This window comes from Croceibacterium sp. TMG7-5b_MA50, assembly GCF_039830145.1.
Taxonomy (GTDB): Bacteria; Pseudomonadota; Alphaproteobacteria; order Sphingomonadales; family Sphingomonadaceae; genus Croceibacterium.
The window spans coordinates 245,697-270,832 of sequence record NZ_CP156082.1 but is presented as its reverse complement, the minus strand read 5'-3'; the positions used below and the strand labels follow the sequence as shown (position 1 = coordinate 270,832).

At 67.3% G+C, this 25,136-nt stretch carries 26 protein-coding genes and 1 tRNA gene; 14 read left to right on the top strand and 13 right to left on the bottom strand.

Annotation, left to right across the window (positions count from 1 at the left end; translation table 11 throughout):
• Nucleotides 1-17: 17 nt before the first annotated feature.
• On the bottom strand, nt 18-1,487 hold the full coding sequence (locus tag V5740_RS01445) for an amidase (protein WP_347303316.1): 1,470 nt from the start codon (nt 1,485-1,487) through the stop codon (nt 18-20).
• Between the two features lie 47 nt (nt 1,488-1,534).
• Nucleotides 1,535-1,849 (bottom strand): YdeI/OmpD-associated family protein, encoded by a 315-nt coding sequence (locus tag V5740_RS01440; protein WP_347303315.1) that lies wholly within the window; start codon nt 1,847-1,849, stop codon nt 1,535-1,537.
• 141 nt (nt 1,850-1,990) lie between these two features.
• Here V5740_RS01440 and V5740_RS01435 point away from each other — a divergent pair, with 141 nt between their 5' ends.
• Entirely contained in the window at nt 1,991-2,683 is a 693-nt protein-coding gene (locus tag V5740_RS01435) for an ATP-dependent Clp protease proteolytic subunit (RefSeq protein ID WP_347303314.1), read from the top strand.
• Between the two features lie 256 nt (nt 2,684-2,939).
• Complete coding sequence (gene clpX, locus V5740_RS01430) at nt 2,940-4,208, top strand: ATP-dependent Clp protease ATP-binding subunit ClpX (RefSeq protein ID WP_347303313.1); 1,269 nt, start codon at nt 2,940-2,942, stop codon at nt 4,206-4,208.
• A gap of 273 nt (nt 4,209-4,481) precedes the next feature.
• Here clpX and V5740_RS01425 read toward each other — a convergent pair whose 3' ends face one another.
• The 3 genes from V5740_RS01425 to V5740_RS01415 are packed head-to-tail and all read right to left on the bottom strand — an operon-like array spanning nt 4,482 to nt 7,147.
• The gene (locus V5740_RS01425) at nt 4,482-5,411 is read right to left on the bottom strand and encodes a cation diffusion facilitator family transporter (RefSeq protein ID WP_347303312.1); all 930 of its coding nucleotides are present in this window, start codon (nt 5,409-5,411) and stop codon (nt 4,482-4,484) included.
• A 4-nt stretch (nt 5,412-5,415) separates the two neighbouring features.
• Entirely contained in the window at nt 5,416-6,087 is a 672-nt protein-coding gene (mtgA, locus tag V5740_RS01420; protein WP_347303311.1) for a monofunctional biosynthetic peptidoglycan transglycosylase, read from the bottom strand.
• Between the two features lie 46 nt (nt 6,088-6,133).
• A complete protein-coding gene (locus V5740_RS01415) occupies nt 6,134-7,147 on the bottom strand; it encodes a patatin-like phospholipase family protein (RefSeq protein ID WP_347303310.1) in 1,014 nt (337 codons plus the stop codon).
• 133 nt (nt 7,148-7,280) lie between these two features.
• Here V5740_RS01415 and V5740_RS01410 point away from each other — a divergent pair, with 133 nt between their 5' ends.
• From V5740_RS01410 to V5740_RS01385, 6 genes are all read left to right on the top strand, one after another.
• Nucleotides 7,281-8,393: an isochorismate synthase gene (locus tag V5740_RS01410; RefSeq protein ID WP_347303309.1), complete on the top strand. Its 1,113-nt coding sequence runs from the start codon at nt 7,281-7,283 to the stop codon at nt 8,391-8,393.
• A complete protein-coding gene (locus V5740_RS01405) occupies nt 8,390-9,028 on the top strand; it encodes an isochorismatase family protein (RefSeq protein WP_347303308.1) in 639 nt (212 codons plus the stop codon). The genes V5740_RS01410 and V5740_RS01405 overlap by 4 nt, the downstream gene beginning before the upstream one ends.
• The gene (locus V5740_RS01400) at nt 9,025-9,771 is read left to right on the top strand and encodes a 2,3-dihydro-2,3-dihydroxybenzoate dehydrogenase (protein WP_347303307.1); all 747 of its coding nucleotides are present in this window, start codon (nt 9,025-9,027) and stop codon (nt 9,769-9,771) included. The genes V5740_RS01405 and V5740_RS01400 overlap by 4 nt, the downstream gene beginning before the upstream one ends.
• 669 nt (nt 9,772-10,440) lie before the next feature.
• Nucleotides 10,441-10,659 (top strand): hypothetical protein, encoded by a 219-nt coding sequence (locus tag V5740_RS01395; protein ID WP_347303306.1) that lies wholly within the window; start codon nt 10,441-10,443, stop codon nt 10,657-10,659.
• A 441-nt stretch (nt 10,660-11,100) separates the two neighbouring features.
• A complete protein-coding gene (locus tag V5740_RS01390; protein ID WP_347303305.1) occupies nt 11,101-12,150 on the top strand; it encodes a PHB depolymerase family esterase in 1,050 nt (349 codons plus the stop codon).
• A gap of 108 nt (nt 12,151-12,258) precedes the next feature.
• The gene (locus V5740_RS01385; RefSeq protein WP_347303304.1) at nt 12,259-12,657 is read left to right on the top strand and encodes a VOC family protein; all 399 of its coding nucleotides are present in this window, start codon (nt 12,259-12,261) and stop codon (nt 12,655-12,657) included.
• Nucleotides 12,658-13,143: 486 nt separating this feature from the next.
• Here V5740_RS01385 and rpoH read toward each other — a convergent pair whose 3' ends face one another.
• Complete coding sequence (gene rpoH, locus V5740_RS01380; protein WP_347304416.1) at nt 13,144-14,046, bottom strand: RNA polymerase sigma factor RpoH; 903 nt, start codon at nt 14,044-14,046, stop codon at nt 13,144-13,146.
• 140 nt (nt 14,047-14,186) lie between these two features.
• Nucleotides 14,187-15,128 carry an RluA family pseudouridine synthase gene (locus V5740_RS01375; RefSeq protein ID WP_347303303.1) on the bottom strand — a complete coding sequence of 314 codons (942 nt, stop codon included), beginning with the start codon at nt 15,126-15,128 and terminating at the stop codon, nt 14,187-14,189.
• A gap of 17 nt (nt 15,129-15,145) precedes the next feature.
• Between V5740_RS01375 and V5740_RS01370 the strand changes: the two genes are divergently transcribed.
• The 3 genes from V5740_RS01370 to V5740_RS01360 are packed head-to-tail and all read left to right on the top strand — an operon-like array spanning nt 15,146 to nt 16,917.
• A complete protein-coding gene (locus V5740_RS01370) occupies nt 15,146-15,544 on the top strand; it encodes a M67 family metallopeptidase (RefSeq protein ID WP_347303302.1) in 399 nt (132 codons plus the stop codon).
• 10 nt (nt 15,545-15,554) lie between these two features.
• Nucleotides 15,555-16,217 carry a histidine phosphotransferase family protein gene (locus V5740_RS01365; protein ID WP_347303301.1) on the top strand — a complete coding sequence of 221 codons (663 nt, stop codon included), beginning with the start codon at nt 15,555-15,557 and terminating at the stop codon, nt 16,215-16,217.
• Complete coding sequence (locus tag V5740_RS01360) at nt 16,210-16,917, top strand: N-acetylmuramoyl-L-alanine amidase (protein ID WP_347303300.1); 708 nt, start codon at nt 16,210-16,212, stop codon at nt 16,915-16,917. The genes V5740_RS01365 and V5740_RS01360 overlap by 8 nt, the downstream gene beginning before the upstream one ends.
• 46 nt (nt 16,918-16,963) lie before the next feature.
• Here V5740_RS01360 and V5740_RS01355 read toward each other — a convergent pair whose 3' ends face one another.
• The gene (locus tag V5740_RS01355; protein ID WP_347303299.1) at nt 16,964-17,218 is read right to left on the bottom strand and encodes a hypothetical protein; all 255 of its coding nucleotides are present in this window, start codon (nt 17,216-17,218) and stop codon (nt 16,964-16,966) included.
• 172 nt (nt 17,219-17,390) lie between these two features.
• Between V5740_RS01355 and V5740_RS01350 the strand changes: the two genes are divergently transcribed.
• On the top strand, nt 17,391-17,717 hold the full coding sequence (locus V5740_RS01350) for a DUF485 domain-containing protein (protein ID WP_347303298.1): 327 nt from the start codon (nt 17,391-17,393) through the stop codon (nt 17,715-17,717).
• The gene (locus V5740_RS01345; protein ID WP_347303297.1) at nt 17,714-19,330 is read left to right on the top strand and encodes a cation acetate symporter; all 1,617 of its coding nucleotides are present in this window, start codon (nt 17,714-17,716) and stop codon (nt 19,328-19,330) included. Before V5740_RS01350 ends, V5740_RS01345 begins: the two co-directional genes overlap by 4 nt.
• A 28-nt stretch (nt 19,331-19,358) precedes the next feature.
• On the opposite strand, the gene V5740_RS01340 is transcribed toward V5740_RS01345, so the two are convergent.
• From V5740_RS01340 to V5740_RS01330, 3 genes are all read right to left on the bottom strand, one after another.
• Entirely contained in the window at nt 19,359-20,057 is a 699-nt protein-coding gene (locus tag V5740_RS01340) for a glutathione S-transferase (protein WP_347303296.1), read from the bottom strand.
• A 92-nt stretch (nt 20,058-20,149) separates the two neighbouring features.
• Nucleotides 20,150-22,552, bottom strand: coding sequence for a DNA translocase FtsK 4TM domain-containing protein (locus V5740_RS01335; RefSeq protein ID WP_347303295.1), 2,403 nt, complete (start codon nt 22,550-22,552; stop codon nt 20,150-20,152).
• Nucleotides 22,553-22,602: 50 nt separating this feature from the next.
• A complete protein-coding gene (locus tag V5740_RS01330) occupies nt 22,603-23,124 on the bottom strand; it encodes a thiamine phosphate synthase (RefSeq protein ID WP_347303294.1) in 522 nt (173 codons plus the stop codon).
• 22 nt (nt 23,125-23,146) lie between these two features.
• Here V5740_RS01330 and V5740_RS01325 point away from each other — a divergent pair, with 22 nt between their 5' ends.
• Nucleotides 23,147-23,815, top strand: a complete 669-nt coding sequence (locus V5740_RS01325; RefSeq protein ID WP_347303293.1) for a YggS family pyridoxal phosphate-dependent enzyme — start codon at nt 23,147-23,149, stop codon at nt 23,813-23,815.
• 15 nt (nt 23,816-23,830) lie between these two features.
• On the opposite strand, the gene obgE is transcribed toward V5740_RS01325, so the two are convergent.
• Both obgE and V5740_RS01315 read right to left on the bottom strand, forming a co-directional pair.
• Nucleotides 23,831-24,895: a GTPase ObgE gene (obgE, locus tag V5740_RS01320; RefSeq protein ID WP_347303292.1), complete on the bottom strand. Its 1,065-nt coding sequence runs from the start codon at nt 24,893-24,895 to the stop codon at nt 23,831-23,833.
• Nucleotides 24,896-24,971: 76 nt separating this feature from the next.
• Nucleotides 24,972-25,047: transfer RNA gene (locus tag V5740_RS01315), tRNA-Ala, on the bottom strand.
• Nucleotides 25,048-25,136 lie beyond the last annotated feature (89 nt).

Below are 25,136 nucleotides of genomic sequence, written 5' to 3'. Positions count from 1 at the left end.
GCCACACGCGGGGAGGATCACTCCGGCTGCCAACGCTCCATGCGCGGCACCGGTAATTCGGCAGTACGGGCGCGCTCGTAAGCGGCGCCCGCCTGCAGCACGGCGGCATCCGCCATCTTCCCTCCGATGATCGACAGACCCACCGGCAGGCTTTCCACCGCGCCCATCGGCACGGTGAGGTGCGGGTAGCCGGCGATCGCCGCGAGATAGCCGGCGCCGATCCCACCGGGATAGTGATCGCCCGACACCAGATCGCTGGTCCAAGCCGGTCCGGTGGTGGGCGCGACCAGGAAGCTGACGGCGTTCGCCGTCAGCAGCCGGTCGATCCCCTCCTCCCGCGTCAGGCGGCGGGCGATCGCCAGATGCCGTTCATAGGCAGCGCCGTCGGTGGTCTCCAGTGCTTGTTCGAACAGGTCCTGCCCGAACCAGCGCAATTCATCCGCCGCATGGCCCCGGTTAAAGTCGACGATGTCCGTCAGACTGTCCGGCATGTCCTTGCCCGGCAGGGTGGCAAGGTAGTCCGCCATTCCGGTGCGCAGCTCGAACAGCAGGATCGGCAGGCTGGCGGCCCACAGCTCGTCCGGCGCCTCGTACTCCACGTCCACCAGCACGGCGCCGGCACGCTCCAGATCGGCCAGCGCCTGCCCGAACAACGCGGCAAGTCTCGGGTCGTCGCCAGCCTGCTTGCGCAGCACGCCGATCCTGACACCCGCCAGTGACGCATGGGCGAGGCTTGCGTAGTACAAGGTGTGATGCGCCGCGAAGGTTGCGGCATCGTCCGCATCATCCGTGGCGATGGCGTCCAGCAGCATGGCGGCATCGGCCACCGTCCGGGTCATCGGACCGGCGGTGTCCTGCGAGATGGAGATCGGCACAACATGCGTGCGGCTGACCACGCCCACGCTGGGCTTGAATCCCACTACGCCGTTGACGCTGGCGGGACAGGTGATTGACCCGTTGGTCTCCGTCCCGATCGCACCCCAGGCAAGGTCGGCAGCCACTGCCGCCCCGCTGCCTGAAGAGGAGCCGCAGGCATTGCGGTCGATCGCGTGCGGATTGCGGGTCAGCCCACCCACCGCGCTCCACCCGCTTGTGGAATCGTTGTCGCGGATGTTCGCCCATTCGCTCAGGTTGGTCTTGCCCAGCACCACTCCGCCCGCGCGGCGCAGGGCGGCGATCAGCGGCGCATCGCGACCGGTGCGATTGTTGGCCAGCGCCAGGCTGCCGGCGGTCGTCGGCCATTCGCGAGTCTCAATATTGTCCTTCACCAGGACCGCGCGCCCTGCCAACGGCAGCGCCGCGGCTGCGGCAGCGCGCGCCTGTTCCGGCGCATCGGGGTTGGTCACGATCACCGCATTCAGCTCAGGCCCAGCATCGTCCAGCGCGGCGATCCGGCGCAGATAGGCAGCGGCGTCGTCCCCTGAGTCCGCCAGGACCGGCGCGGCGGTGGCGAGCAGCAGGGCGGCGAGCGGCAGGAAGCGGGTCATGCCCGGCAGAGTGGCAGCGCCACCGCCCGTGGCAAGCGCCACTTTCGCTAGCCACCCTCGCGGCGCTTGCCTTCCACCAGCACGGCCCGCTGCCACCTGCCCGGCGCCTTGTCCTCCCGATGGATGCAGCCAGCCCAGCAGCATGGGCGCCGCTTGCCTTCCTGCAGTTCCTCCACGGTGCGACCGATGCGGCGCAGGCGGGTCGCGGGTTGCTTCGCATCCTCCACCCAGCAGATGAACTCGTTACGGCCCAACGGCGTCAGCCCGGCCCATAGCGCCAGCACCGCCGGATCGACGCCGAGCGCGGCGGCAAGGTCCCTCGGCGTCTGGTGAACCGTTCCGTGGGGGATGGGATCGACCATGCTGGCACTCTCCACGCCGGGTTAGGGCGCAATCCTGCGCCCTGGTTGCGGCGCTGTCCACCGGCGCCTCCGTAGCACCCCCCTTGAACAGGCTGCGCCGAGGCGCGACATAGGCGACCTGTTTGACGGAAGGGATTGTGAATGATCGACGTGTTTGGCGACGCCTATGGCGCACAGGGCCAGTTCCGGACCGATCCGGTAACGGGCGCGCTGGTGCCGGTGGTCGTGGAAAGCACCAGTCGGGGCGAGCGTAGCTTCGACATCTTCAGCCGCCTGCTGCGCGAACGCATCGTGTTCGTGACCGGCCAGGTGGAAGACAACATGGCCAGCCTGATCGTCGCCCAGTTGCTGTTTCTGGAAAGCGAGAACAGCCAGGACATCTCCATGTACATCAACTCGCCCGGAGGCGTGGTGACGGCCGGCATGGCGATCCACGACACCATGCAGTACATCAAGCCCAAGGTGCGCACCGTGTGCGTCGGCCAGGCGGCGTCCATGGGCAGCTTCCTGCTGGCCGCCGGCGAACCGGGGATGCGCGTGGCCCTGCCCAACGCCCGCATCATGGTGCACCAGCCGAGCGGCGGCGCGCGCGGCATGGCGTCCGACATCGAGATCCAGGCCAAGGAAATCCTGCGCATCCGCAAGCGGATGAACGACCTGTACGTCCAGTATACCGGTCGCACGCTGGAAGAGATCGAGAAGGCGATGGATCGCGACACCTTCCTGGAAGCGGATGAGGCGCTGAAGTTCGGCCTGGTGGACAAGGTGTTCGCACACCGCCCGTCCGACCAGGAAGCCGGCAAGGAAAGCGGCACCGGCGGGGCGCCGGAATAAGGCGCCGCATCACGTTCCGCTTTCCTACAGGTGGCCGGCTGCATCATGCCGCGACTGCTACCCGGCGAATCGCAATGCCGCGCTTCGCCGGGATGGCCGGGTAACCGGATGGCAAGTTCGCCGGGGCGATGTAGGTCGGCCCGGGGGTCACAAGCTTGCCCAGAATTGCTATTGAGCCTCCGCACCTTACATTTGCGGGGGGCGAATCCCTCCAACCGAATCACCGGGCGGACCGGCCCGGGATCAGGACGAGAGCATGACGAAATTGAGCGGATCGGACAGCAAGAGCACCCTTTATTGCAGCTTCTGCGGCAAGAGCCAGCACGAGGTACGCAAGCTGATCGCCGGCCCGACGGTGTTCATTTGCGATGAATGCGTCGAGCTGTGCAATGACATCATCCGGGAAGAGGCCAAGGGTGGCATCGCCGGGCGCAAGGACGGTGAAGTCACCGCCCCGCGCGAGATCTGTGACACGCTGAACGATTACGTCATCGGCCAGGACAAGGCCAAGCGCGTCCTCTCCGTCGCGGTGCACAATCACTACAAGCGGCTGAAGCACAGCGGCAAGGCCGGCGACGTTGAACTGGCGAAGTCGAACATCCTGCTGATCGGCCCTACGGGTTCGGGCAAGACACTGCTGGCGCAGACGCTGGCGCGCACGTTCGACGTCCCCTTCACCATGGCCGATGCCACCACGCTGACCGAAGCAGGCTACGTGGGCGAGGATGTAGAGAACATCATCCTGAAGCTGCTGCAGGCCAGCGACTACAATGTCGAGAAGGCGCAGCAGGGCATCGTCTACATCGACGAGATCGATAAGATCACGCGCAAGGCGGAGAATCCCTCCATCACCCGCGACGTCAGCGGCGAGGGTGTGCAGCAGGCGTTGCTGAAGCTGATGGAAGGCACCACTGCCAGCGTACCGCCGCAGGGCGGGCGCAAGCATCCGCAGCAAGAATTCCTGCAGGTGGACACGACCAACATCCTGTTCATCTGCGGCGGCGCCTTCGCGGGTCTCGAGAAGATCATCGGCGACCGCCTGCAGAAGCGCTCGATCGGCTTCGGCGCACATGTCGCCGATCCCGAACAGCGCAAGGTCGGCGAAATGCTGATGAAGACGGAGCCGGAGGATCTGCTCCGCTTCGGCCTGATCCCCGAATTCGTCGGCCGCCTGCCGGTGATCGCCACGTTGCACGACCTGGATGTGCCGGCGCTGGTCATGATCCTGAAGGAGCCGAAGAACGCGCTGGTGAAGCAGTACGCCAAGCTGTTCGAGCTGGAGGACGTGAAGCTGACCTTCACGGACGACGCGCTGGAGGCGATCGCCAAGAAGGCCATCAAGCGCAAGACCGGTGCACGTGGCCTGCGCTCCATCGTGGAGGCGATCCTGCTCGACACCATGTTCGACCTGCCCGGCATGGACGACGTTACCGAGGTGGTGGTTGATCACGAGGTGGTCGAAGGCCGCAAGGAACCGGTCCGCGTGGTCAGCGGCGAAGGCAAGCAGCAGGAAGCCGCGGCCTGATCGCCCTTCCCTGACCAACTGACACGATCGGCGGTCGGTCTGCATAGTGCAGGCCGGCCGCTTTTCGTTTCGGCGTTAACCCCGCTTTAGCAGTTGGGCAGGCATGGGGACCGGTCTCTTCCACCGGAGCCTGTCCAATGCGCCTCCTTCGCCTTGTCCCCGTCCTTGCCTGCGCTCTCGCCCTGGTGGCGGCGCCCGCCGCCACGTCAGCGGCGGATCAGGCATGTCAGGCAGGGGCGGAGATTGCCTGCGGTTGAGGTTCACCCGCCTGCATCAGGCGTGACCATGTTCCAGGTGGCAGGCCGCAGTCCCGCCACTCTCCACCTGCAGGGTCGCGTGGCCGATGCCGAAGCGTTCCTCCAGCAGGTGAGCGGCATCGTGCAAAAAAGCATCATCGCCCCCGCCAGCCGGCATCACCAGATGCGCGGTCAACGCGGTTTCCGTGGTGCTCATCGGCCAGATATGCAGGTCATGCACGCGGGTGACGCCGGGCAATCCCTCCAGCAGGGTGCGAACCGCGCCCTCGTCGATGCTGGCAGGAACGGCGAGCAGGCCCATGGCGACGCTGTCCTTCAGCAGGCCCCAAGTGCCCCAGCCGATCACCGCCACGATCAGCAGGCTGGCGACCGGATCGACCCACCAAGCGCCCGTCAGCAGGATGGCGGCGCCCGCGATTACCACGCCCAGGCTGACCAGCGCATCCGCCGCCATGTGCAGGAAGGCACCGCGAATATTGATGTCGTGTTGCCGCCCGCCCATGAACATCAGCGCGGTGGCGCCGTTGACCGCGATGCCGATGGCGGCGACGATCACCATCGTCCACCCGGCAACCGGCGCCGGATCAAGCAGCCGCCGCATCGTTTCCACCAGGATCGCACCCAGTGCCACCAGCAGCAGCCCAGCATTGGCAAGGGCCGCCAGGATGCCCGACGACTTGTAGCCGTAGGTGAAGCGCGCACTGGCTGGCCGGGTGGCAAGCACGCTGGCCGTCCAGGCGACAGCCAGGCTCAGCACGTCCGACAGGTTATGTCCTGCATCGGCGACCAGCGCCATGGAACCGGACCACCAGCCGAACCCGGCTTCGACCGCCACGAAGATCGTGTTCAGCACCACGCCGACGGCAAAGGCGCGGCCATAGCTGGCCGGTGCATGGCTGTGGCCATGCCCGTGCGAATGACCGTGATGATGGTGCCCGTGTCCCATGGCCCTATTCGTAGACGCAGCGGTCCAGACCGTCACGCGCCACGACGCCGATCCGCGCGCGGATCGCGTTGCCGTAACGGCGGGTAAAGCCCGATGGCGTGACCACCGCGCGCTCCTTCGGCAGTGGCAATGCGGCGGCCATGCGGGCCGCCTCGCTGGTGGACAGGCGCGCGGCGGAATGGTGGAAGTAGCGCTCCGCCCCCGCGGCGACGCCATAGGTGCCGATGCCCGTTTCCGCCACGTTCAGGTAGACTTCCATGATCCGCCGCTTGCCCCAGATCTGCTCGATCAGCAGGGTGAACCACGCCTCCAACCCCTTCCGGAAATAACTGCCACCCTGCCACAGGAACACGTTCTTGGCCGTCTGCTGGCTGATGGTGGAGCCGCCGCGGATGCGCCCGCCAGCCATGTTGCGCCGGAACGCCTGTTCGATCGCCTCCCGATCGAAACCATCGTGGCTGCAGAATTTGGCATCCTCTCCCGCGATCACCGCGCGCACCATGGTGCGGTCGATCCGATCCAGCGGCTCCCAATCCTTGGTGATGCCAATGGGATCCATCAGCATGGTGGCCGTGACCGGTACGGGCACGAAGCGGAACAACACCACGGCCAATAAGCTGAGGCCGAGGAAGGCAAGGACAAGCCAGACGATGAAGCGCAGGAGCGTACCGATCATAGGACCCGTGCTACCGCGCACGGGCCGCTTCTGCCAAGGGTGCAGGTCACCCCGCCGACGGCAGGATCGTGAGGCCAGGTGAACCGACAGACCGATCTTGCAAGCCTGCCAGCAACGCCGCAGCATCGCGCCGTCCGCAATCCCAGCGGTGCCGGACAGAGACCGGCGAGAAATCGAGCGCCTTGCCTGCAACCTCCGGTGCGTGATCGCTGTAGATCAGCGGGGCCAGCGTCACGCTGCTGTCGCGATAGGCGGGGTCATGCGTGTAGCTGACCTGCCAGCGCGTGATGGAGCGGCGGGTCTGCGCGGCAAAGCTCAGGTCCTGCGCCCGCCCGATCGCCTCCCCCAAGGTGGTGGGCAGCGGGGCGGCGGCGGGCAGCAGGTCCACCATGATGATGAGACAGGGGTGCTGCCAACGTGTGCCAAGCACGGGATCAAGCGGCACGTTGGCGGATAGGCCGCCATCGCCATAGACGCGCCCGTCTATACGGATCGCAGGAAAGGCGGGCATCAGCGCGCCGCTCGCCCGGACATGATCGGGCGTTATCGAAACCTCGCCTGTGTCGAACAAAACATCGGCGCCACTCTCGATATCAACGGCACCGGCCGTGAAGCGCATCGGCCCTGCGTTGAGCACCGGCCAGTCCACCAGCGACGTCAGGCTGCGGGCAAGCGGCATCGAGGTGAACAGCGCCTGCGACCAGGCGGCGGAGTCCATCTCCCACCAAGAGCCCAGCGGTCCGAGCGATCCGTACAGACCCGGCCGGCCGCTGGTGAGAAAGCCGGTGACCGCGGCCGTGCGCCTGGCGGTCTCCGCCGATCCGGCTGGCGTCCCGGGGCTGGTCGCCGGTTGCCAGAACTGGGTCAATCGTGACAGACGCCGTTCGGGCGCGTTTCCGGCGATCAGCGCTCCGTTGATCGCACCAATGGAGGTCCCGACGATCCAGTCAGGCTCGATCCCCGCACCCGACAGCGCCTCCCACACGCCGGCCTGGTATGCGCCTAGTGCGTTGCCGCCGCCAAGCACCAGCACGATCGTTCCGAAGTCCTGCCGGTCCATTCAGGTCTGCCCGCTGCCAGTCACCGCGTGCTGAACGGCGCACTTGCACTTGGGTGCCCATCACCCCTTTCCCGCTTGCGTCACCGCGGAATGCGGCTAAGCGCTCATTGCGACTGTCTTGCAATATCGTGTGGTGAACGTGACAAGGGAAAGCCTGCTGCTGCTGGGGCCGGAGACGCGGCTGTCCGCGGGAGAGCCGGCGGAGGTGCGGCAACCGTTGCAATCCGCGCTGGAGGATACCGCACGCGATATGCTGGCTGCAGCCGCGACGGGGACGCTGGTAGCCGGGGCCTTGCCGTTCGACGCGGCGCAACCGGGCTACTTGTTTCGCCCCGCAGGTCGGCGTGGCGATGGCGAGTTGCCTGACCTGCCATTGACGATGCGGCCCGCTGCCCTCGCCATTGTGGATCAGGGGGAGCATTACGCCGAGATAGTCGCCGAGGCGGTCCGGATGATCGAAGGCGGCGTGCTGACCAAGGTTGTACTGGCGCGCCAGCTGCAGGTCGCGGCGGGTACGCCGGTCGACCCGCTCGCCGTGGCGGCGCGGCTGCACGGCGCTGATCCAAGCGTCGTGACCTTCCTCCTCGATCTGACGCCCGTTAGCGGCCGGCCGCATCACTGGCTGGTGGGAGCGACGCCGGAACTGCTGGTGGCCCGGAACGGCGCGACCATCCGCTCCCACCCGCTGGCCGGCTCCGCCCGGCGGGAGAGCGATGCGGTGGCGGACCGCGCCGCGGGGGAGCGGCTGCTGCGGTCGGACAAGGACCTCAGGGAGCATCGCCTGGTGGTCGACTACATCGCCGATCTGCTGAGCCCGCTGTGCAGCGATCTGCGGGTGGCGGGTCCGGCGCTACGCTCCACCGCGACGATGTGGCATCTGGGAACACAGATCACCGGCACCTTGCGCGGCGGAGATGGCCCGGGTGCCGCAGGGCTGGCGGCGCTGCTGCACCCGACTCCGGCGGTCGGCGGCGTGCCGCGCGCGGCGGCGCTCGACGTGATCCGCCGGCTGGAGGGCGGCACGCGAGGCCTGTATGGCGGGGCGATCGGCTGGACCGATGCGGCGGGCGATGGCGAGTGGTACGTCACCCTGCGCTGCGCCGAGATCTGCGGCGGCGAGCTGACGCTGCATGCCGGGGCGGGCATCGTCGCCGGATCGGACCCTGCGGCGGAACTCGCCGAGACGGGCGCCAAGTTCGCGGCAATGCTGCGGGCGCTGGACCTGGCCGCGCAGGTGCCGGCATGACCGCGCCCGCCCGCCGCCTGCCGGGTATCGCCCCCTACCCGATGCCGGCCGAGTGGCCGCCCTCCCGCGCGGACTGGGTGCCGGAACGTGGGCGCGCCGCGCTGCTGGTGCATGACATGCAGCATTACTTCGTCGACGCCTTTGCCGGCGATCCGGTGGCCGAGCTCACCCGCAACATCGCCGCGCTGCTGGCGGCGGCGCGCAGCGGCGGGGTGCCGGTGTTCTTCACCGCCCAGCATGGCGACCAGCTGCGTGCCGACCGGGGGCTGCAGGCCGATCTGTGGGGTCCGGGCATGCGGCATGTGGCGGAGCATCAGCCGATCGTGCCCGCCCTGGCCCCGCAGGAGGGCGACATCGTGCTGGTCAAGCACCGCTACAGCGCGTTCCAGCGCAGCAACCTGGAGGTGCTGATGCGCGCCCGGGGGCGGGACCAGCTGATCGTCTGCGGCATCTACGCCCATATCGGGTGCCTGTTCACCGCGGCGGAGGCGTTCCAGCTGGACATCCAGCCCTTCATGGCGGGCGATGCGCTGGGCGACTTCAGCCGGGAGTGGCACGACCGGGCGCTGGCCCATGCCGCCGATGCCTGCGCGCGGGTGATGGCGACGGCGGAGCTGGTGGAGGCGCTGCGGTGAGCTGGCTGGGGCTGGAGGGGCGCATCGCATTGGTGACGGGCGCCGCCGGCGGGATCGGTGCGGCGGTGGTGGCGGCCTTGCGGGCGGAAGGCGTGCGAGTGATGGCGACCGACCGTGCCGCCCCCGCCGGACCCGACAGCGCCGCTCTGGACGTGACCGACAGCGCCGCCGTGGATACGCTGGTCGCCCGGGTCGAGCGGGAATGGGGCCCGGTTACGCTGGGCGTCAGCGTCGCGGGTGTCCTCTCCACGGTGCCGGTCGCGGAGCTGACCGATGCGGAGTGGCGGCGGGTGTTCGCGGTCAATGCCGACGGGGTGATGCACCTGGGCCGGGCGCTGGCGCGGGTGATGCAGCCGAGGGGGAGCGGCAGCATCGTGACCGTCGGGTCCAACGCGGCGGGCATTCCCCGGCAGAACATGACCGCCTACGCCGCGTCGAAGGCGGCGGCGGCGATGTTCACCCGGTGCCTGGGGCTGGAGCTGGCACCGCACGGCATCCGCTGCAACCACCTGGCCCCCGGATCGACGCTGACCCCCATGCAGACCGGCATGTGGGCGGACGAGGACGGCGCCGCCCGGGTGATCGCGGGAAGCCTGCCCGCCTTCAAGTCCGGCATCCCGCTGGGCAAGCTGGCGACGCCCGAGGATATCGCCGATGCCGTGCTGTTCCTGCTGAGCGAGCGCGCCGGGCACATCACCATGGCCGACCTGTATGTGGATGGCGGGGCGACGCTGCGGGCCTGAGGAAAGCTGGAAGTTGACACTAAGTTGACACCTACCTCGCGGCTGGTTGCGGGGTGGGAGCGGGCTAAGTTGACACTAAGTTGACACCTCCCGCTTGGCCGAAGAACGCCGTTACGCGTGTGCTGCGGGAGGTGCCAGCGCCGGGTGGCTGCGGAGGCGGCAGTCGCCCGCCCACGACGGGCCGAGCGCTGGGGCTGGTCTTGTTGCGGCGGTTGCTCATCGCCGGAGGCGGTAGGTGTGAGAGGGGGGTGTAGGAAAGGGGGTTGAGGGTGGGGGGTGGTTGGGAGGGGGAATTTACTCCCAGCGGTTCTGCCTCGAACCTCGTTCGGTTGCGATAGATTGATCCTGAAAGGAGTCGCCCATTCGTCGGAAGCGGAACAACTTAGATTGGGACTTTTCTGCCGTTCTTCAGCGACATGTCAAACGGCAGATCTTGGCCGAAGCTGACGTTCAAGGTCCGACCGGGACCGACGCATTTTGGTCGACAGCGGACCTGCGTCGAACTCTACTGATTAAAAGGTAAGGAGCTAGAGCCGAAGACCACACGTGGGATGAGCTCTTACATTTCCCCTGCGTCGACGCCATATATCCACCATCGCAGGCAAACGCTCATGTAGGCGCCCGCGGCTGAGAGACATGGTGTGCTCCCGCTTACAATGAGGAGCCAGCATGGACCTGAACCAGCTATACTTCGATCATCAACGTTTGCTGATCACCGCTTCCAATCCCGCGTTGCAGATGGGTCGCGACGAAAAAGAGGCGGGGGTATTCAAAGTTGCCCGACAAATTGGGATCATACAACGCACCTTAGGGGCATCAGCTGCTTCATCGTGGGAGGCATTAGCCGTTACAGACTTTTCCAGGCTGAACCAGCAGGACTGCAGGTGATGGCCGGTGTAGCCAAAGACAGCTCACGTGAACGCGGCCCGGGACGCTTTCGTCGGGCTGACGCGCCTCGCCTGCAACCCGACTGCGCACGTCGTCAGGGAGACATCACCCGGATGGCCTTTCAGCTTCTAGGGCGAGACGGAGCTATCAGCTTCCTTAACGACGACAATGCCGAACTTGGCACTCGCCCATTGGACATGGCGACTGCAAGCGCCGACGGCTTTGCGCAGGTGGAGGCGATGCTCAGTAGGCCAAGGGTCGCACCTGAGCGCAACCTGTAAGAGTTCTAACGACGGCAGCTCGCCGAAAGGCGTGTACGCGCCGCACGTCCATCTTTCACCGTACTGCAGACGTCTTTCTGCCAATAGCGCCATCGAGGCTGCTCTTGCGGATCGTATTATGCGGCTTTCCAAGGATTATGGCATGGCCCTCAGTTCTACCATGGCCGAAGTTCTACGCCTCACACAGGCCGGCAGGCTAATGGAGGCCACCGCGCTTCTCCAAGGCAACGGGGAGCCTGGCAGCGAGATCAAGGCTGTCCCTTCGAACAGCGACGGCGGTCTGATCGATCTTGTCGCTGACGGCGACGTCTGGCGGGCAAAAAAGGCGTTAATTGCTCGCACCTCAGACGATACTGGTGACGCGCAGGGTCGCTTCGATGAGCGGTCATATGACGGGCCAGAAGGCACTATCGAATATCTGCTGTACCGCCCGAAAGGTGCTGAAGCTGATATGCCGTTAGTGGTGATGCTGCATGGCTGTAACCAATCGCCAGAAGATTTCGCCCGAGGAACGAGGATGAACGATCTGGCAGATGAGATAGGCTTCTTCGTCGCTTACCCCCGGCAAAGCTCAAGCGCCAATCCGCAGAAGTGCTGGAACTGGTTCAAGCCAGGTGACCAGCAGCGTGATCATGGTGAGCCGGCTCTGCTTGCCGGTATCACGCGAACGACAGTTATGGACAATGGCCTCGATCCAACTCGGGTATATGTCGCCGGCCTGTCGGCAGGCGGGGCGGCCGCCGCAATCATGGCGGCTGAATATCCCGACATATTCGCAGCGGTCGGGATACATTCCGGCCTCGCTTGCGGCATTGCGCAAAATTTGGCTGGCGCCCTGAAGGCGATGAAAAGCGGCGGGATTGCGCGTGACGCTCAACGGTTGGTCCCGGTGATCACCTTTCATGGCAATCGCGACACCACCGTTCATGAGGTGAATAGCCAGCAGATCATCGCCGCAGCATCTAGGAGCGCAGGGGTGAAGCTTGAAGTACGGTTGGAGAGAAGTTGCGGGGCGTCGGGTCGCCAGTACATGCGCAGCACCAGCGCGGATGCATCGGGGGTCGAGCTGATTGAGCAGTGGACGATTGAAGATCTCGGACATGCCTGGTCCGGCGGGTCTGCGACCGGCTCCTTTACGGACCCAAGCGGTCCCAACGCTTCACGCGAGATGATGCGCTTCTTTCTCAAGCACTACCTTGACCAAGATTAGGTCCGACCACCAACTGCCTTCCAGGCAGTTCGTCACCTACCATGGCAATGCCAACAGATGCGACCGCTGGCGGCAATGCAAAGCCGATCAGCCTCAAGGAGAGTAGGCGTGCTTTTTCACACCATGGTCGGATCAAACGACATCGAACGATCCAAGCGCTTCTATGATGAGGTGCTCGGCGTCCTAGGCGTGGGCAAGGCGACGCTGAACATAGCAGACAGCGGCCACACAAGGCTCTTCTACCGCGGTGAGAATGGCACCAACTTCATTGTCTCGCAGCCAATCAACGATGAGCCGGCGAGTGTGGCGAATGGCAGCACTATCGCGTTCTCCTGCGGTTCACCGGAGCAGGTGAAGCAGTTCCACGATACCGCTGTTGCAGCCGGTGGCGCGTCGATCGAGGCGCCGCCGGGACCGCGCGCGACGGCTTCGATGGGGATTATAGAACTGGCATATGTTCGAGATCCCGACGGCAACAAGCTGTGCGGGATCCACTTTCCTGCGTAATCCGGTTGGCGCAGGGCCGATCCCTTACCAAAGCAGACGCTAGTCGCTCCGCGCCGCAGACGTCCGCATTCCACTACAAAAGGTCATAAGCTCGGTCGGGGCTTGATCCCGAAAGCCGCATTACCGCTTTTGGCAATAGCAGACGATCTCGCCAACAATCGGAGTGACCGGCTTTGGTCGGAAGCCGCCGCCCTAAAGGGCTACGATTAACGGCGGCCATCACATTGTGTGGCGCGAATGCGGGCAGGTAGAGGCCTATCTTCACCGTCACCCTTGCGCAGGCAGCGGCCCATCGGACCTCTCCAACCGAACCGCCGCAGGGGTGGAGAGCTTATCTCGGCCCCTGCCTGCGCAGGACCAACGGACTGTGGGTGCGCGGGCTTCGACAGGCTCAGCTTGAGCGGGACAAAGGCGTGGGCGCCCTCAAAACAAAAGGGCGGCCCTTTCGGACCGCCCCTAATCACCTCACCACCATCGCAGCGCTGATTAGGCCGCCGGCAGCAACCGCTCGCCCGCAATCCGCTGCATCGCCTTCTGCACCTTCTCGAAGGCGCGCACCTCGATCTGGCGGATGCGTTCGCGGCTGACGTCGTAGACCTGGCTCAGTTCCTCCAGCGTCTGGGGGTCGTCGGTCAGGCGGCGTTCGGTCAGGATGTGCTTCTCCCGATCGTTCAGGCCGTCCATCGCCTCCACCAGCATGGAATGGCGGACGTGGCTCTCCTGCGCCTCGGCCACGACGTGGTCCTGCAGCGGGCGGTCGTCGGTCAGCCAGTCCTGCCACTGGCCGCTGCCTTCCTCGTCCGAGCGCATGGAGACGTTCAGCGAGGCATCGCCGCCCATCAGCATGCGGCGGTTCATGTTGATCACCTCCTGCTCCGGCACTCCCAGGTCGGTCGCGATCTTGGCGACGTCGTCCGGGTGCATGTCGGAATCCTCGTAGGCTTCCAGCTGCTTCTTCATGCGGCGCAGGTTGAAGAACAGCTTCTTCTGCGCAGCGGTGGTGCCCATCTTCACGAGGGACCACGAACGCAGGATGTATTCCTGGATGGACGCCTTGATCCACCACATGGCGTAGGTCGCCAGGCGGAAGCCGCGATCGGGCTCGAACTTCTTGACGCCCTGCATCAGGCCCACGTTCCCTTCGGAAATGAGGTCGCTGACCGGCAGGCCGTAGCCGCGGTAGCCCATGGCGATCTTTGCCACGAGCCGCAGGTGGCTGGTCACGAGCTGTGCGGCCGCCTCCGGCTCCTCATGTTCCTGGTAGCGCTTGGCGAGCATGTATTCCTGCTCCGCCGTGAGCACCGGAAACTTCTTGATCTGTGACAGGTAGCGGTTGAGGCTCTGTTCGCCACCAAGCGCCGGCACCGTTGTCTTCCTGGCTTCGCTCATCATATATGTCCCAACAACCTTTGTCGGCCAATGGTTTCGCGGACCCTTGCAAAGGCGTCCGGCAGGGCACGGCCACTTATGCCCCCAACGGTCTTATATACCGACCGATCCATTAATTGTGCATCGATTCATCGATCAGTTTAAGTGCATTCGTCGATAAGTCGCGCCATGTCGGCGGGCAGCGGGCTGGTGAAATGTTGCGTCGCGCCGCTGACCGGGTGGACGAAGCCAAGCTCCGCCGCGTGCAGCGCCTGGCGGGTGAAGCTGAGGCGCTTGAGGATGGGGCGGACCGTGGAGTTTGGGCGTCCATAGACTGGATCCCCCAATAGCGGGTGACCGATTGACAGGAGGTGAACCCGGACCTGGTGGGTGCGCCCGGTCTCCAGCCGGCACTCCACCAGCGCGGCGCCGGTGAGCGGTTGCAGGGTGCGGTAGTGGGTGACGGCGTGCTTGCCGCGGGTGCTGTCGGGCGGGAGGACGGCGATCTTCTTGCGGTCCGCGTCGGAGCGGCCGAGGCGCGCGGTGATCGTGCCGGCGGCGGGGCGCGGGTGGCCGTTGGTGACGGCGAGATAGGCGCGGGCGATCGAGTGGTCGGCGAACTGGCGGGCGAGGCCTTCATGCGCGCGATCAGACTTGGCGACCACCAGCAGGCCGGATGTGTCCTTGTCGATGCGGTGGACGATGCCGGGGCGCGCGACGCCGCCGATGCCCGACAGCTGCCCGGCGCAATGGTGCAGCAGCGCATTCACCAGCGTGCCGTCCGGATTGCCGGCGGCGGGGTGGACGACCATGCCGGCGGGCTTGTCCACCACGATGAGGTCGGCATCCTCGTGCACGATCACCAGCGGGATGGCCTGTGGACAAGCCTGTGGGTCGATGGTGGGCGGCAGGTGGATGGTGAAGGTCGTGCCGGCGGCCGCCTTGCCTTTCGCGGAGGGGTCGGGCGTGCCGGCGACGGTGATCGCGCCTTCGGCCAGCAGCGCCTTGATCCGTTCGCGCGACAGGCCGCTCGCCTCCGCCAGCGCCTTGTCCAGGCGGCCGTCGGTGCCGAGCGTGCCGGTGATTGTGTCCGTCACATCCATCGCTAAGCATGTGGTGCATGGGCTGGACGGTCACAAGCGATGCGGTGGCGGTGATGCTGCGGGAGGCGCCGGCGGCTCTCCCGCGCGAATGCTGCGGGCTGCTGCTGGGGCATGGCGCGGCGATCGCGCGGGCGGTGCCGACGGCGAATGTGGCGGACGATCCGTGGCGCGGGTTCGAGATCGACCCGGCCGCGCTGATCGCCGCCTACCGGGCGGAGCGGGGCGGCGGGCCGCAATTGCTGGGCTATTACCATTCTCACCCTACGGGCGATGCGCGCCCCTCCGCCACGGACCGGGCCATGGCGGCGGGCGACGGGCGGGTGTGGGCGATCATCGCGGCGGGTGCGGTGTGTTGGTGGCGGGATGAGCCGGGCGGCGGCTTCCAGCAGCTTTCCTGTTCGGTCATGCCCGGCTAAGGGCTGGGCGATGGATGCCGAACCCGATCTTGCCGCCTTGCTCGCCTCCCGCCTGTGTCACGACCTCGTCAGCCCTGTCGCCGCGTTCGGCAACGGGCTGGAATTGCTGGAGACCGAGCACGAACCCGCCATGCGCGAAAGCTGCGTCGCGCTGCTGCGGCAGAGCGCTGAGGCGTCTGCGGCGAAGCTGGGCTTCTTCCGCTACGCCTTCGGCGCGGCGGGCGCGGTGCAGGAGATGCCGGCGGCGGAACTGTATGGGCTGATCACCGCGCTCGCCGCCACGGGCCGGCCGGTGCAGGTGGAATGGGCGGTCGCGGCCGATACGCTGCCGGGCGCGGCGGCCAAGCTGCTGCTGAACATGGCGGGGATCGGCCTCGACGCCCTCGCCCGCGGCGGGGTGCTGGCCGTCGCGGCGGAGCGGCAGGGCGCGACGGTGGAGATCGCGGTGCGCGCCGAAGGGGCGCGCGTCACGCTGGATCGCGATGTCGCCCGCGTGCTGGACGGCACCCTGCCGCCGCACCAATTGTCGAGCCGCACCGCGCAGGCCGCATTGGTCCGCCAGCTGGCGGAGGCGGGCGGCGGCAACGTGCAGCACGCGCAGGATGACGGAGTGCTGGTGCTGGGGGCGATGATCGGCGGGTCGGGCCACGGAAGCGGGGCCGGCGATGGCTGACGACGAGCTGGTCCACGCCCACCACCCCTCCCCCAACTGGAACGAGCGGGCGGGGGCCATCTCCATGGTGGTGCTCCACTACACGGAGATGGAGCATGAGGCCGCGCTCGCCCGGTTGACCGACCCGGCGGCGGAGGTCAGCGCCCATTACCTGATCAGCGAGGCGGGCGAGGTCACGCAATTAGTGGCCGAGGACAAGCGCGCCTGGCATGCCGGCGCCAGTTTCTGGCGCGGCTATCGCGACGTGAACTCCACCAGCATCGGCATCGAACTGACCCACCCCGGCCATGCCGGCGGCTACCGCCCCTTCGCATCCGCGCAGATCGATGCGCTGGTACCGCTGCTGGCGCGCATCGTGAAGGCGCATGACATTCCGCGGGCCAATGTGGTCGGCCATTCGGACGTCGCGCCGACGCGCAAGATCGATCCGGGCGAACTCTTCCCGTGGGACCGCCTGGCCGAATACCGCCTGTGCCTGCCGCGCCCCGAGAAGCTGGAACTGGGCGACCCGTTCCAGAACGATGGCGCCTTCATGCTGGCGCTGGAGCGGTTCGGTTACGACATCACCGACAGTCACAAGGTAGTGGAAGCATTTCAGCGCCGCTGGCGGCCCGAGCGGATCGACGGGATCGTCGATGGCGAAATCAGGGCTATCCTGTTCCAACTGCTGCTGGACCGCGACCAGGGGCGCACGCGGTAGAATAGCTGGTGAGGCGGGGCGGCGGGTTTCGCCCCATTGCTGACCTTCAGTCCTCCCCATGCGCAGCATGGGGAGGGGGACCAGCCGCAGGCTGGTGGAGGGGTATGGCGCAGCGTCTGACAGTGGGGCCGACCACGCGGTCCAGGTCGCTCAGGATGTCCGCGGCGGCAAGGCGGATGACCTCAACCTCTTGTTCCCGCAGCCAGGTATCGCGGTCGGTGTCGCGCGCCGCTGGGCGGTCAGGACTGTCGTGCGCCGTGGCATACCCCTCCACCACCCTGCGGGTGGTCCCCCTCCCCATCTGCGATGGGGAGGATCAGAACGTCCCGGCTAAAAAGCAATGTCCGCTCCCCACCCACATCGCACCTTCAGTCCTGCCCCACGCGCAGAATGGGGGCCGGGCGGGCGGAAGCCGAGCACCCTAGCCAAGCCGCCCTGCCCCTCTATGATCCCCGTTCGAGAGGGAGACAGGAATGAACGGGGACAACACCACGTTGGAGCGGCTGGCGGACGATCCGCGATACCGGCGGCTGGTCAGGCGGCGGGGCCGTTTGGGCATGGTGCTGACGGGGATCATGCTGATCGCCTATTTCGGGTTCATCCTGCTGGTCGCATTCGACCGACCGTTTCTGGCGCAGTCGCTGGCAGGTGGAGCGACATCGGTCGGCATCCCGATCGGGCTTGGTGTCATCATGCTCGCGATCGGACTGACGGGTTTCTACGTCCATCGCGCCAATCGGGAGTTTGATGCGGAGGTCGCGGCCATCGTGGCGGCAGCGGAAGGCGGGGTCCGCCAATGAGCGGCGGCACGGGATGGCCCGCGCTGGCGATGTTCGCCGCCTTTGTGCTGCTGACGCTCGGCATAACTCGCTGGGCCGCGCGGCGGACGCGGACGGCGGACGATTTCTATGCCGCGGGCGGTGGCATCACCGGCTTCCAGAACGGACTCGCCATTGCGGGCGATTTCATGTCGGCGGCATCGTTCCTGGGCATTTCGGCGCAGATTTTCGCCGATGGCTATGACGGGCTGATCTATTCCATCGGCTTCCTGGTCGGCTGGCCCATCGTGCTGTTCCTGATGGCAGAGCGGCTGCGCAACCTCGGCCGCTACACCTTCGCCGATGTCGCATCGTTCCGCTTCGCGCAGACGCCGGTGCGGATGCTGGCGGCGCTGTCCACGCTGATGGTGGTGCTGTTCTACCTGATCGCGCAGATGGTGGGCGCGGGGCAACTGATCCGGCTGCTGTTCGGCCTGCCCTACCCCTACGCCGTCGCCATCGTGGGCGTGATGATGACGCTGTACGTCCTGTTCGGCGGCATGCTGGCGACGACCTGGGTGCAGATCGTGAAGGCCGTGCTGCTGCTGGGCGCGGCGAGCTTCATGGCGGCGGCGGTGTTGTGGCAGTTCGGATCGCCGGAGGCGTTGTTCGCCAGCGCGGTGGAGGCCAAGACCAACTCCGCCATTGCCGGCGGGGCCGCGCCCGCGGCGGCGGCCGACACGGGCCGCGCGATCATGGGGCCGGGCGGCTTCATCAAGGACCCGGTCAGCGCCATCTCGCTGGGACTGGCGCTTATGTTCGGCACCGCCGGCCTGCCGCATATTCTGATGCGGTTCTTCACCGTGCCCGATGCGAAGGCCGCGCGCACATCCGTGCTGTGGGCAACAGGGTGGATCGGCTATTTTTACCTCCTCACCTTCATCATCGGGTTTGGCGCCATCGTGCTGGTGGGCACCGATCCCGGCTATCTCGATCCCGCAGGCGCGTTGCGCGGCGGCGGCAACATGGCGGCGGTGCACCTGGCGCATGCGGTGGGCGGCGACCTGTTCCTGGGCTTCGTGTCGGCGGTCGCCTTCGCCACCATCCTGGCGGTGGTCGCAGGCCTGACCCTGTCGGGCGCTTCGGCCGTGAGCCATGATTTGTATGCCAGCGTGTTCCGGCGGGGCCGGGCAGATCAGGCGGCGGAGCTGCGCGTGTCGCGCATCACCGTGCTGGTGCTGGCGCTGGTGGCGATCGTGCTGGGCGTCCTGTTCGAGACGCAGAACGTCGCTTTCATGGTCAGCCTCGCCTTCGCCATCGCCGCGTCGGCGAACTTCCCGGTGCTGCTGCTGTCGATCCTGTGGCGGGGCTGCACCACGCGCGGCGTGGTCGCGGGCGGGGCCGTCGGGCTGACGCTGGCGCTCGGCCTGACCGTGCTGTCACCGGCGATCTGGGTCGCTGTGCTGGGCCATGCGGAGGCGGTGTTCCCCTATGGCTCACCAGCGATCTTCTCCATGCCGGCGGCGTTCGTGACGATCTGGATCGTGTCGCTGCTGGACCGCAGCGGACGCGCGGCGGTGGATCGCGGCGGCTACTTGGCGCAGCGGGTGCGGTCGGAGACGGGGATCGGTGCGTCGGGGGCGAGCGGGCACTGAGGGGCGGATCGCGGCCCTGCCTCTGCGATCAGGCGGCAACCTGGCGCAGGGACTGCCCGATCTCGCCGCCGCAATATTCGTCGCCATATTCGGCCAAGCTGCGTTCCTGCAGCGCGGCGAGCGCGCGCGTCGCCTGCATCCGGCGGGTCAGGCCCTGGATGGCGGGCACCGTTTCTTCGACCAGCGTGGCGATCCGTCCGAAACGGTCGGCCATGGTGGACCACAAGGTGGCGGTGACGATATCGGCTATCCCCGGTGCAGGCGTTCCGAGCAGGAAGCCGTCATCCGCGGTGAAGCCGTGCCGCTGCCCGGTGGCGGCGAAGATGCGCATCCAGTGCTGCAGGCGGGGCACGAACTCGTCCCATTTGTCGGGCGTCCACATCTGCCGCCCGCCATCCAGCGTCAATTCGTCGATCACGTCGTTGGCGTCGTTCACGATCTTGGCGGTCAGCGCCCGCCCCTCCGCACCCGGCGGCAACAGATCCAGCTCCTCCCCCAGATAGAGCGCGATGGCCGGCATCTGGGAGATGGCGAAGCCGGTGGCGGTGTTGACCAGCAGCGGGGGCCCCATAAAGCCGATGGGCTGATCGCCGGGCTCCCGCTCCATCAATGCGGCGATCTCCCCCGCATCGTGCTCGGTCCAGTTCTTGCCCGCATGGGCCAGGATGGCGCGGATGAACTGTCCCCGGAATGGCACCGGCCAATAATACAGGTCGAAATCGCTCATTGCCGGGTCCCTGCTGGCGAGGTCACCCTGCATGAACCATCCGCCTGCGCAATCGGTCCTGCCCTCCCCGTCGATGACAGGGAGGATGCGCGTTACAGCGGATTGCCGTCGGTATCCCGGAAGATCTCCCGCCGGCCCAGATGGTTCGCCGGGCCGACGAAGCCGTCCTCCTCCATCCGCTCGATCCACTTGGCAGCGGTGTTGTAGCCAACACCCATCTGGCGCTGGATCCACGATCCGCTGGCGCGCTGCGCCTCGAACACGATCTGGCAGGCCTGGCGGTACTTGCGCTCTTCCGGATCATCGGACGCGGTCAGCTCGTCATCGAAGCCGAAGCCGCCTTCTGCCGGCTCCTCCGTGACGGAATCGACATAGACGGGCTTGCCCTGCGCGCGCCAGTGGGCGGAGACACGCTCCACCTCCTCGTCCGACAGGAACGGCCCGTGCACACGGCGCAGCGCCGCGCTGCCCGACTTGAACAGCATGTCGCCCTTGCCCAGCAACTGCTCCGCACCGTGCTCGCCCAGGATGGTGCGGCTGTCGATGCGGCTGGTGACGTTGAAGCTGATGCGGGTGGGCAGGTTCGCCTTGATGACCCCGGTGATGACATCGACGGAGGGGCGCTGCGTCGCCATGATGAGGTGAATGCCGGCGGCGCGGCTCTTCTGGGACAGGCGCTGGATCAGGACCTCCACCTCCTTGCCCACGGTCACCATCAGGTCGGCGAGCTCGTCCACGATCAGCACGATCTGCGGCAGCACCTCGTAATCGAGCTGCTCCTCCTCGAACAGTTCCTCCCCCGTATCGGGGTCGAAGCCGGTCTGCACCCGGCGGCCCAGCGGCTTGCCGCGCGCGGCGGCGGCGCGGATGCGTTCGTTGAAGCCCGCCAGGTTGCGCGCCCCGATGGAGGACATCATGCGATAGCGCCGCTCCATCTCCTCCACCGCCCATTTCAGCGCGCGGATCGCCTTGGGCGGGTCGACGACCACTGGCGACAGGAGGTGCGGGATGTCGTTGTAGACCGACAGTTCCAGCACCTTGGGATCGATCAGGATCATGCGGCACTCGGCCGGGGTGAAGCGGTAGAGCAGCGAGATCAGGATGCCGTTGAGGCCGACCGACTTGCCCGAGCCTGTGGTGCCCGCGACCAGCAGGTGGGGCATCGCGGCAAGGTCCGCCACGACGGGTTCGCCCGCGATGTCCTTGCCCAGGATGATCGGCAGGTTGCCCTTGGCATCGGCGAAGGCGGCGGAGGCGACCAGTTCCTTGAAGCTGACCATCTGCCGGTCGGCATTGGGCAGTTCGATGCCCATCACCGTCCGGCCGGGAATGGAGGAGACGCGCGCGCTGATCGCGCTCATGTTCCGGGCGATATCCTCCGCCAGGCCGATGACGCGCACCGCCTTGGTGCCGGGCGCCGGCTCCAGCTCGTACATGGTCACCACCGGACCGGTGCGGACGGCGGTGATTTCCCCCTTCACGTTGAAGTCGTCGAGCACGTTTTCGAGCAGGCGGGCATTGCGCTCCAGCGCCAGCTTGTCGATCTCCGGCGCGTTGTCGGGCGGCGGGTCGGCCAGCAGGTCGAGCGCCGGCAGCGCGACATTGTCGAACAGGTCCTGCTGCTGCTGCACCTGCGGCTTCGCCGATTGCAGCGGCGCGCGGCGCTGGTCCGCGATCTCCGGCGCGCGGCGGCCGGGCTCGCCGCCGTCATCCGCCTCCGGGTCGAGCGGCATGGCGGTGCTGCGCTTGCGGGTACGGGCGGGGCGCGGTGCCTCGTCCTCATCCTCCAGCTCCTCGTCATCGGCGGCATCGCTGTTCGCGCGGACGCGGCGGGCCGGGCGGTAGCGGCCTAGGGCGCGCGGCAGGGTCAGCAAGTGCTGCCAGTCGAAGGCGAAGACGCGCCCCGCCAGGTACAGCCCGCCGACAAGACAGGCGAGCGCCGCCGCCAGCACGGCCCAGCCGCGCGCCACCAGGGGAAGCAGGCCGGCCAGCCCTTCGATCGCGGCGGCGCCGAGCAGGCCGGCAAGGCCGCCGGTGCTGGCCGGCAGGCCGTCAACCTCTTCGAACGCGAGCGCCAGCACCGTCGCCAGCAGCACGATGGCGAGCAGCAACAGTGCCACGGTCTGCCACCAGCGGCGGCCATGCGGCGTCTCCGCCGCCTCCGCATCGCGCCACAGCTTGCTGGCGAAGGCGTAGAGCAGCGGCAGCAGCAGCGCGGCGGCGAGGCCGAACAGCAGCAGCGCGCCATCGGCGGCATAGGCACCGGGCACCCCCATCCAGTTGCGCGCCGTGCTGGCCGCAGCGGTGGAGAGGGAGGGATCCGTTTGCCGGTAGGAGACCAGCGCCAGGCCGAGGAACAGCATGCCGGCGAACAGCAGCCCTGCCCCCGCCAGTTGCCCCGCGCGCGCCATCGAACGACGGAAGGCTGCGCGCCAGTCCGCCACGGGTGCGCCCCGTCCCCCGACAGCGACCCCGCCGATCGCCCGCGATGCCATTGGTGATGTTCCCCTTTCGTGCGAACTTATCCCAGCCGCCGGCAATGCCGTCAAGCTCGGCTCAGCCCGTCTATCGCCGCCCAACGTAACCAGCGGAGCCGGCGGGCACCCGCTGCATCCATGCCGCCGAGGGCGATGACTGGCGCACTCGCCAACCGCGCCAGCAGGCGAAAGCGGACCGGGCCGAGCGTCGCGGCACCGGGATGGGAGCGGGTGGGAAAGACCGGTGACAGGACCAGCGCATCGGCGCCGGCAAGATTGGCGCGGGCGATCTCCCGCGCGGAATGGACCGTGGCCAGCCACGGCCGGCCTGCAATCCTGCGGCCATATTGCATATCCGCCGGCCAGTGCTCCTTCCCCGCGAGCACGACGAGCAGCCCGCGCGCCCGGCCCTGCCGGCGCAGCACCGCAAAGCGGGCACGCCGTTCCGCGACGGGCAGGTGGTAATGCCGGAAGATCACCGCGCTACCACGCGGCAGGCGGGCCAGCGCACGATCCAGCGCCGCATCGTTGCGGGCATCGGTCAGCAGCCACAGGGCTGGCAGAGCCGTCAGGGTTTGGCGCGATGGCATGGCGCGGCTATAGGCCCCGATCATGAACGATCCCGCAACCCTGCTGGCCGATGTTGAAGGCCATATCGCCCAGGCATGCCGCATCGCCGCGCGTGAACGCGGCGAAGTGACACTGGTCGCCGTCAGCAAGACCCACCCGGCGGACGCCATCGCGCCGCTGCTCGCCGCCGGGCAGCGCGCCTTCGGCGAGAATCGGGTGCAGGAGGCGGAGGCCAAGTGGCCCGCCTTGCGCGAACAATGGCCAGACGCCGAACTGCATCTGGTCGGCCAGCTGCAGTCCAACAAGGCGGCGGATGCTGTGGCGCTGTTCGATGCGATCCACTCGCTCGACCGACCGAGCCTCGTCACCGCGCTTGCCCGGGGGATGGACAAGGCCGGGCGACAGGTGCCGTGCTTCGTGCAGGTCGATATCGGGGAAGAGCCGCAGAAGGGCGGCTGCGCCATTGCCGAGTTGCCCATGCTGCTGGCGCAAGCGCGCGATGCGGACGTGCCGGTGGCCGGGCTGATGTGCGTGCCGCCACACGGGATCGAGCCGGCGCCGTTCTTCGCCCTGCTGGACAAGCTGGCGGCGGATCACGGCCTGCCGGGCCGGTCCATGGGAATGAGCGGCGATTACGAAACCGCCATCATGCTGGGTGCCACGCATGTGCGCGTGGGCACGGCGCTGTTCGGCAGCCGCGCGCCGGGCTGAGCCCGGCCGCCGGACTTAGTCCAGCGGCGACCAGGCGGTGCCATCGGCGGCGGGCTCCTCCTCCGCCTCCACCGTCTTGGTTTCCGTCGCGGTGCGCGCGGGCAGATGCGCGATCACCGCGTCGAGCAATTGCGGAATGCCGGCACCGGTCGCGCCGGAGATGGGGAAGACCTGCCCTGCCCCGGCCGCCTGCAGTTCGGCGGCGAAGCCTTCCACCAGTTCCGCATCGGCAAGGTCGACCTTGTTGAGCGCGATCAGCTGCGGCTTCTCGTCCAGGCCAGCGCCATAGGCGGCCAGCTCGTCCTCCACGATCCGCATCGCTTCCGCCGGGTCAGGGCCGGAGATGTCGACCAGGTGGATCAGCACGCGGCAGCGTTCGATATGGCCCAGGAAGCGGTCCCCGATGCCCGCACCCTCCGCCGCACCTTCGATCAGGCCGGGGATGTCGGCGAGCACGAACTCACGGTCGCGATGCTGCACCACGCCCAGCTTCGGCACCAGCGTGGTGAAGGCGTAGTCGCCCACCTTGGCCCGGGCGTTGGAAATCTGGTTGATGAAGGTCGACTTGCCCGCGTTGGGCAGGCCGACGAGGCCGGCATCGGCCAGCAGCTTCAGCCGCAGCCACACCCACAACTCCTGCCCCGCAATGCCGGGCTGGTGCTGGCGCGGGGCGCGATTGGTGGACGTCTTGTAGCTGGCATTGCCGCGCCCGCCCATGCCGCCTTCGAGCAGCACGACGCGCTGACCCGGCTCCGTGAAGTCGGCCAGAACCTCCTCGCGCTCCTCATCCAGCACCTGGGTGCCGACCGGGACGGCAATGACCAGCGGCGGCGCGCTCTTGCCCGTGCGGTCCTTGCCCATCCCGTGGCCGCCGCGCTGCGCCTTGAAGTGCTGCGAGTAGCGGAAGTCGATCAGCGTATTGAGGCCGGCCACCGCCTCCAGCACGACGTCGCCGCCATGGCCGCCATTGCCGCCGTCAGGGCCGCCATATTCGATGTACTTCTCCCGCCGGAAGCTGACCGCGCCCGGCCCGCCGGAGCCGGAACGGAGATAAATCTTGGCCTGGTCGAGGAAATGCATGGCAACCCAGTAGGGGAGAATGACGCCATGCGCCAGTTTGCGGCAAATGGCGGTCCCTTCGCCATGCCGGTGACACTGGTGGAGCCGAGGGGGATCGAACCCCTGACCTCGTCATTGCGAACGACGCGCTCTCCCAGCTGAGCTACGGCCCCGTTCAGTGTCATGTTCGCCCCACCTCCGGCGATGCCGGTGGCGGGGAGCGCGCCCCTTAGCGGCAATAGCCGGCGGGTGGAAGGGCTTT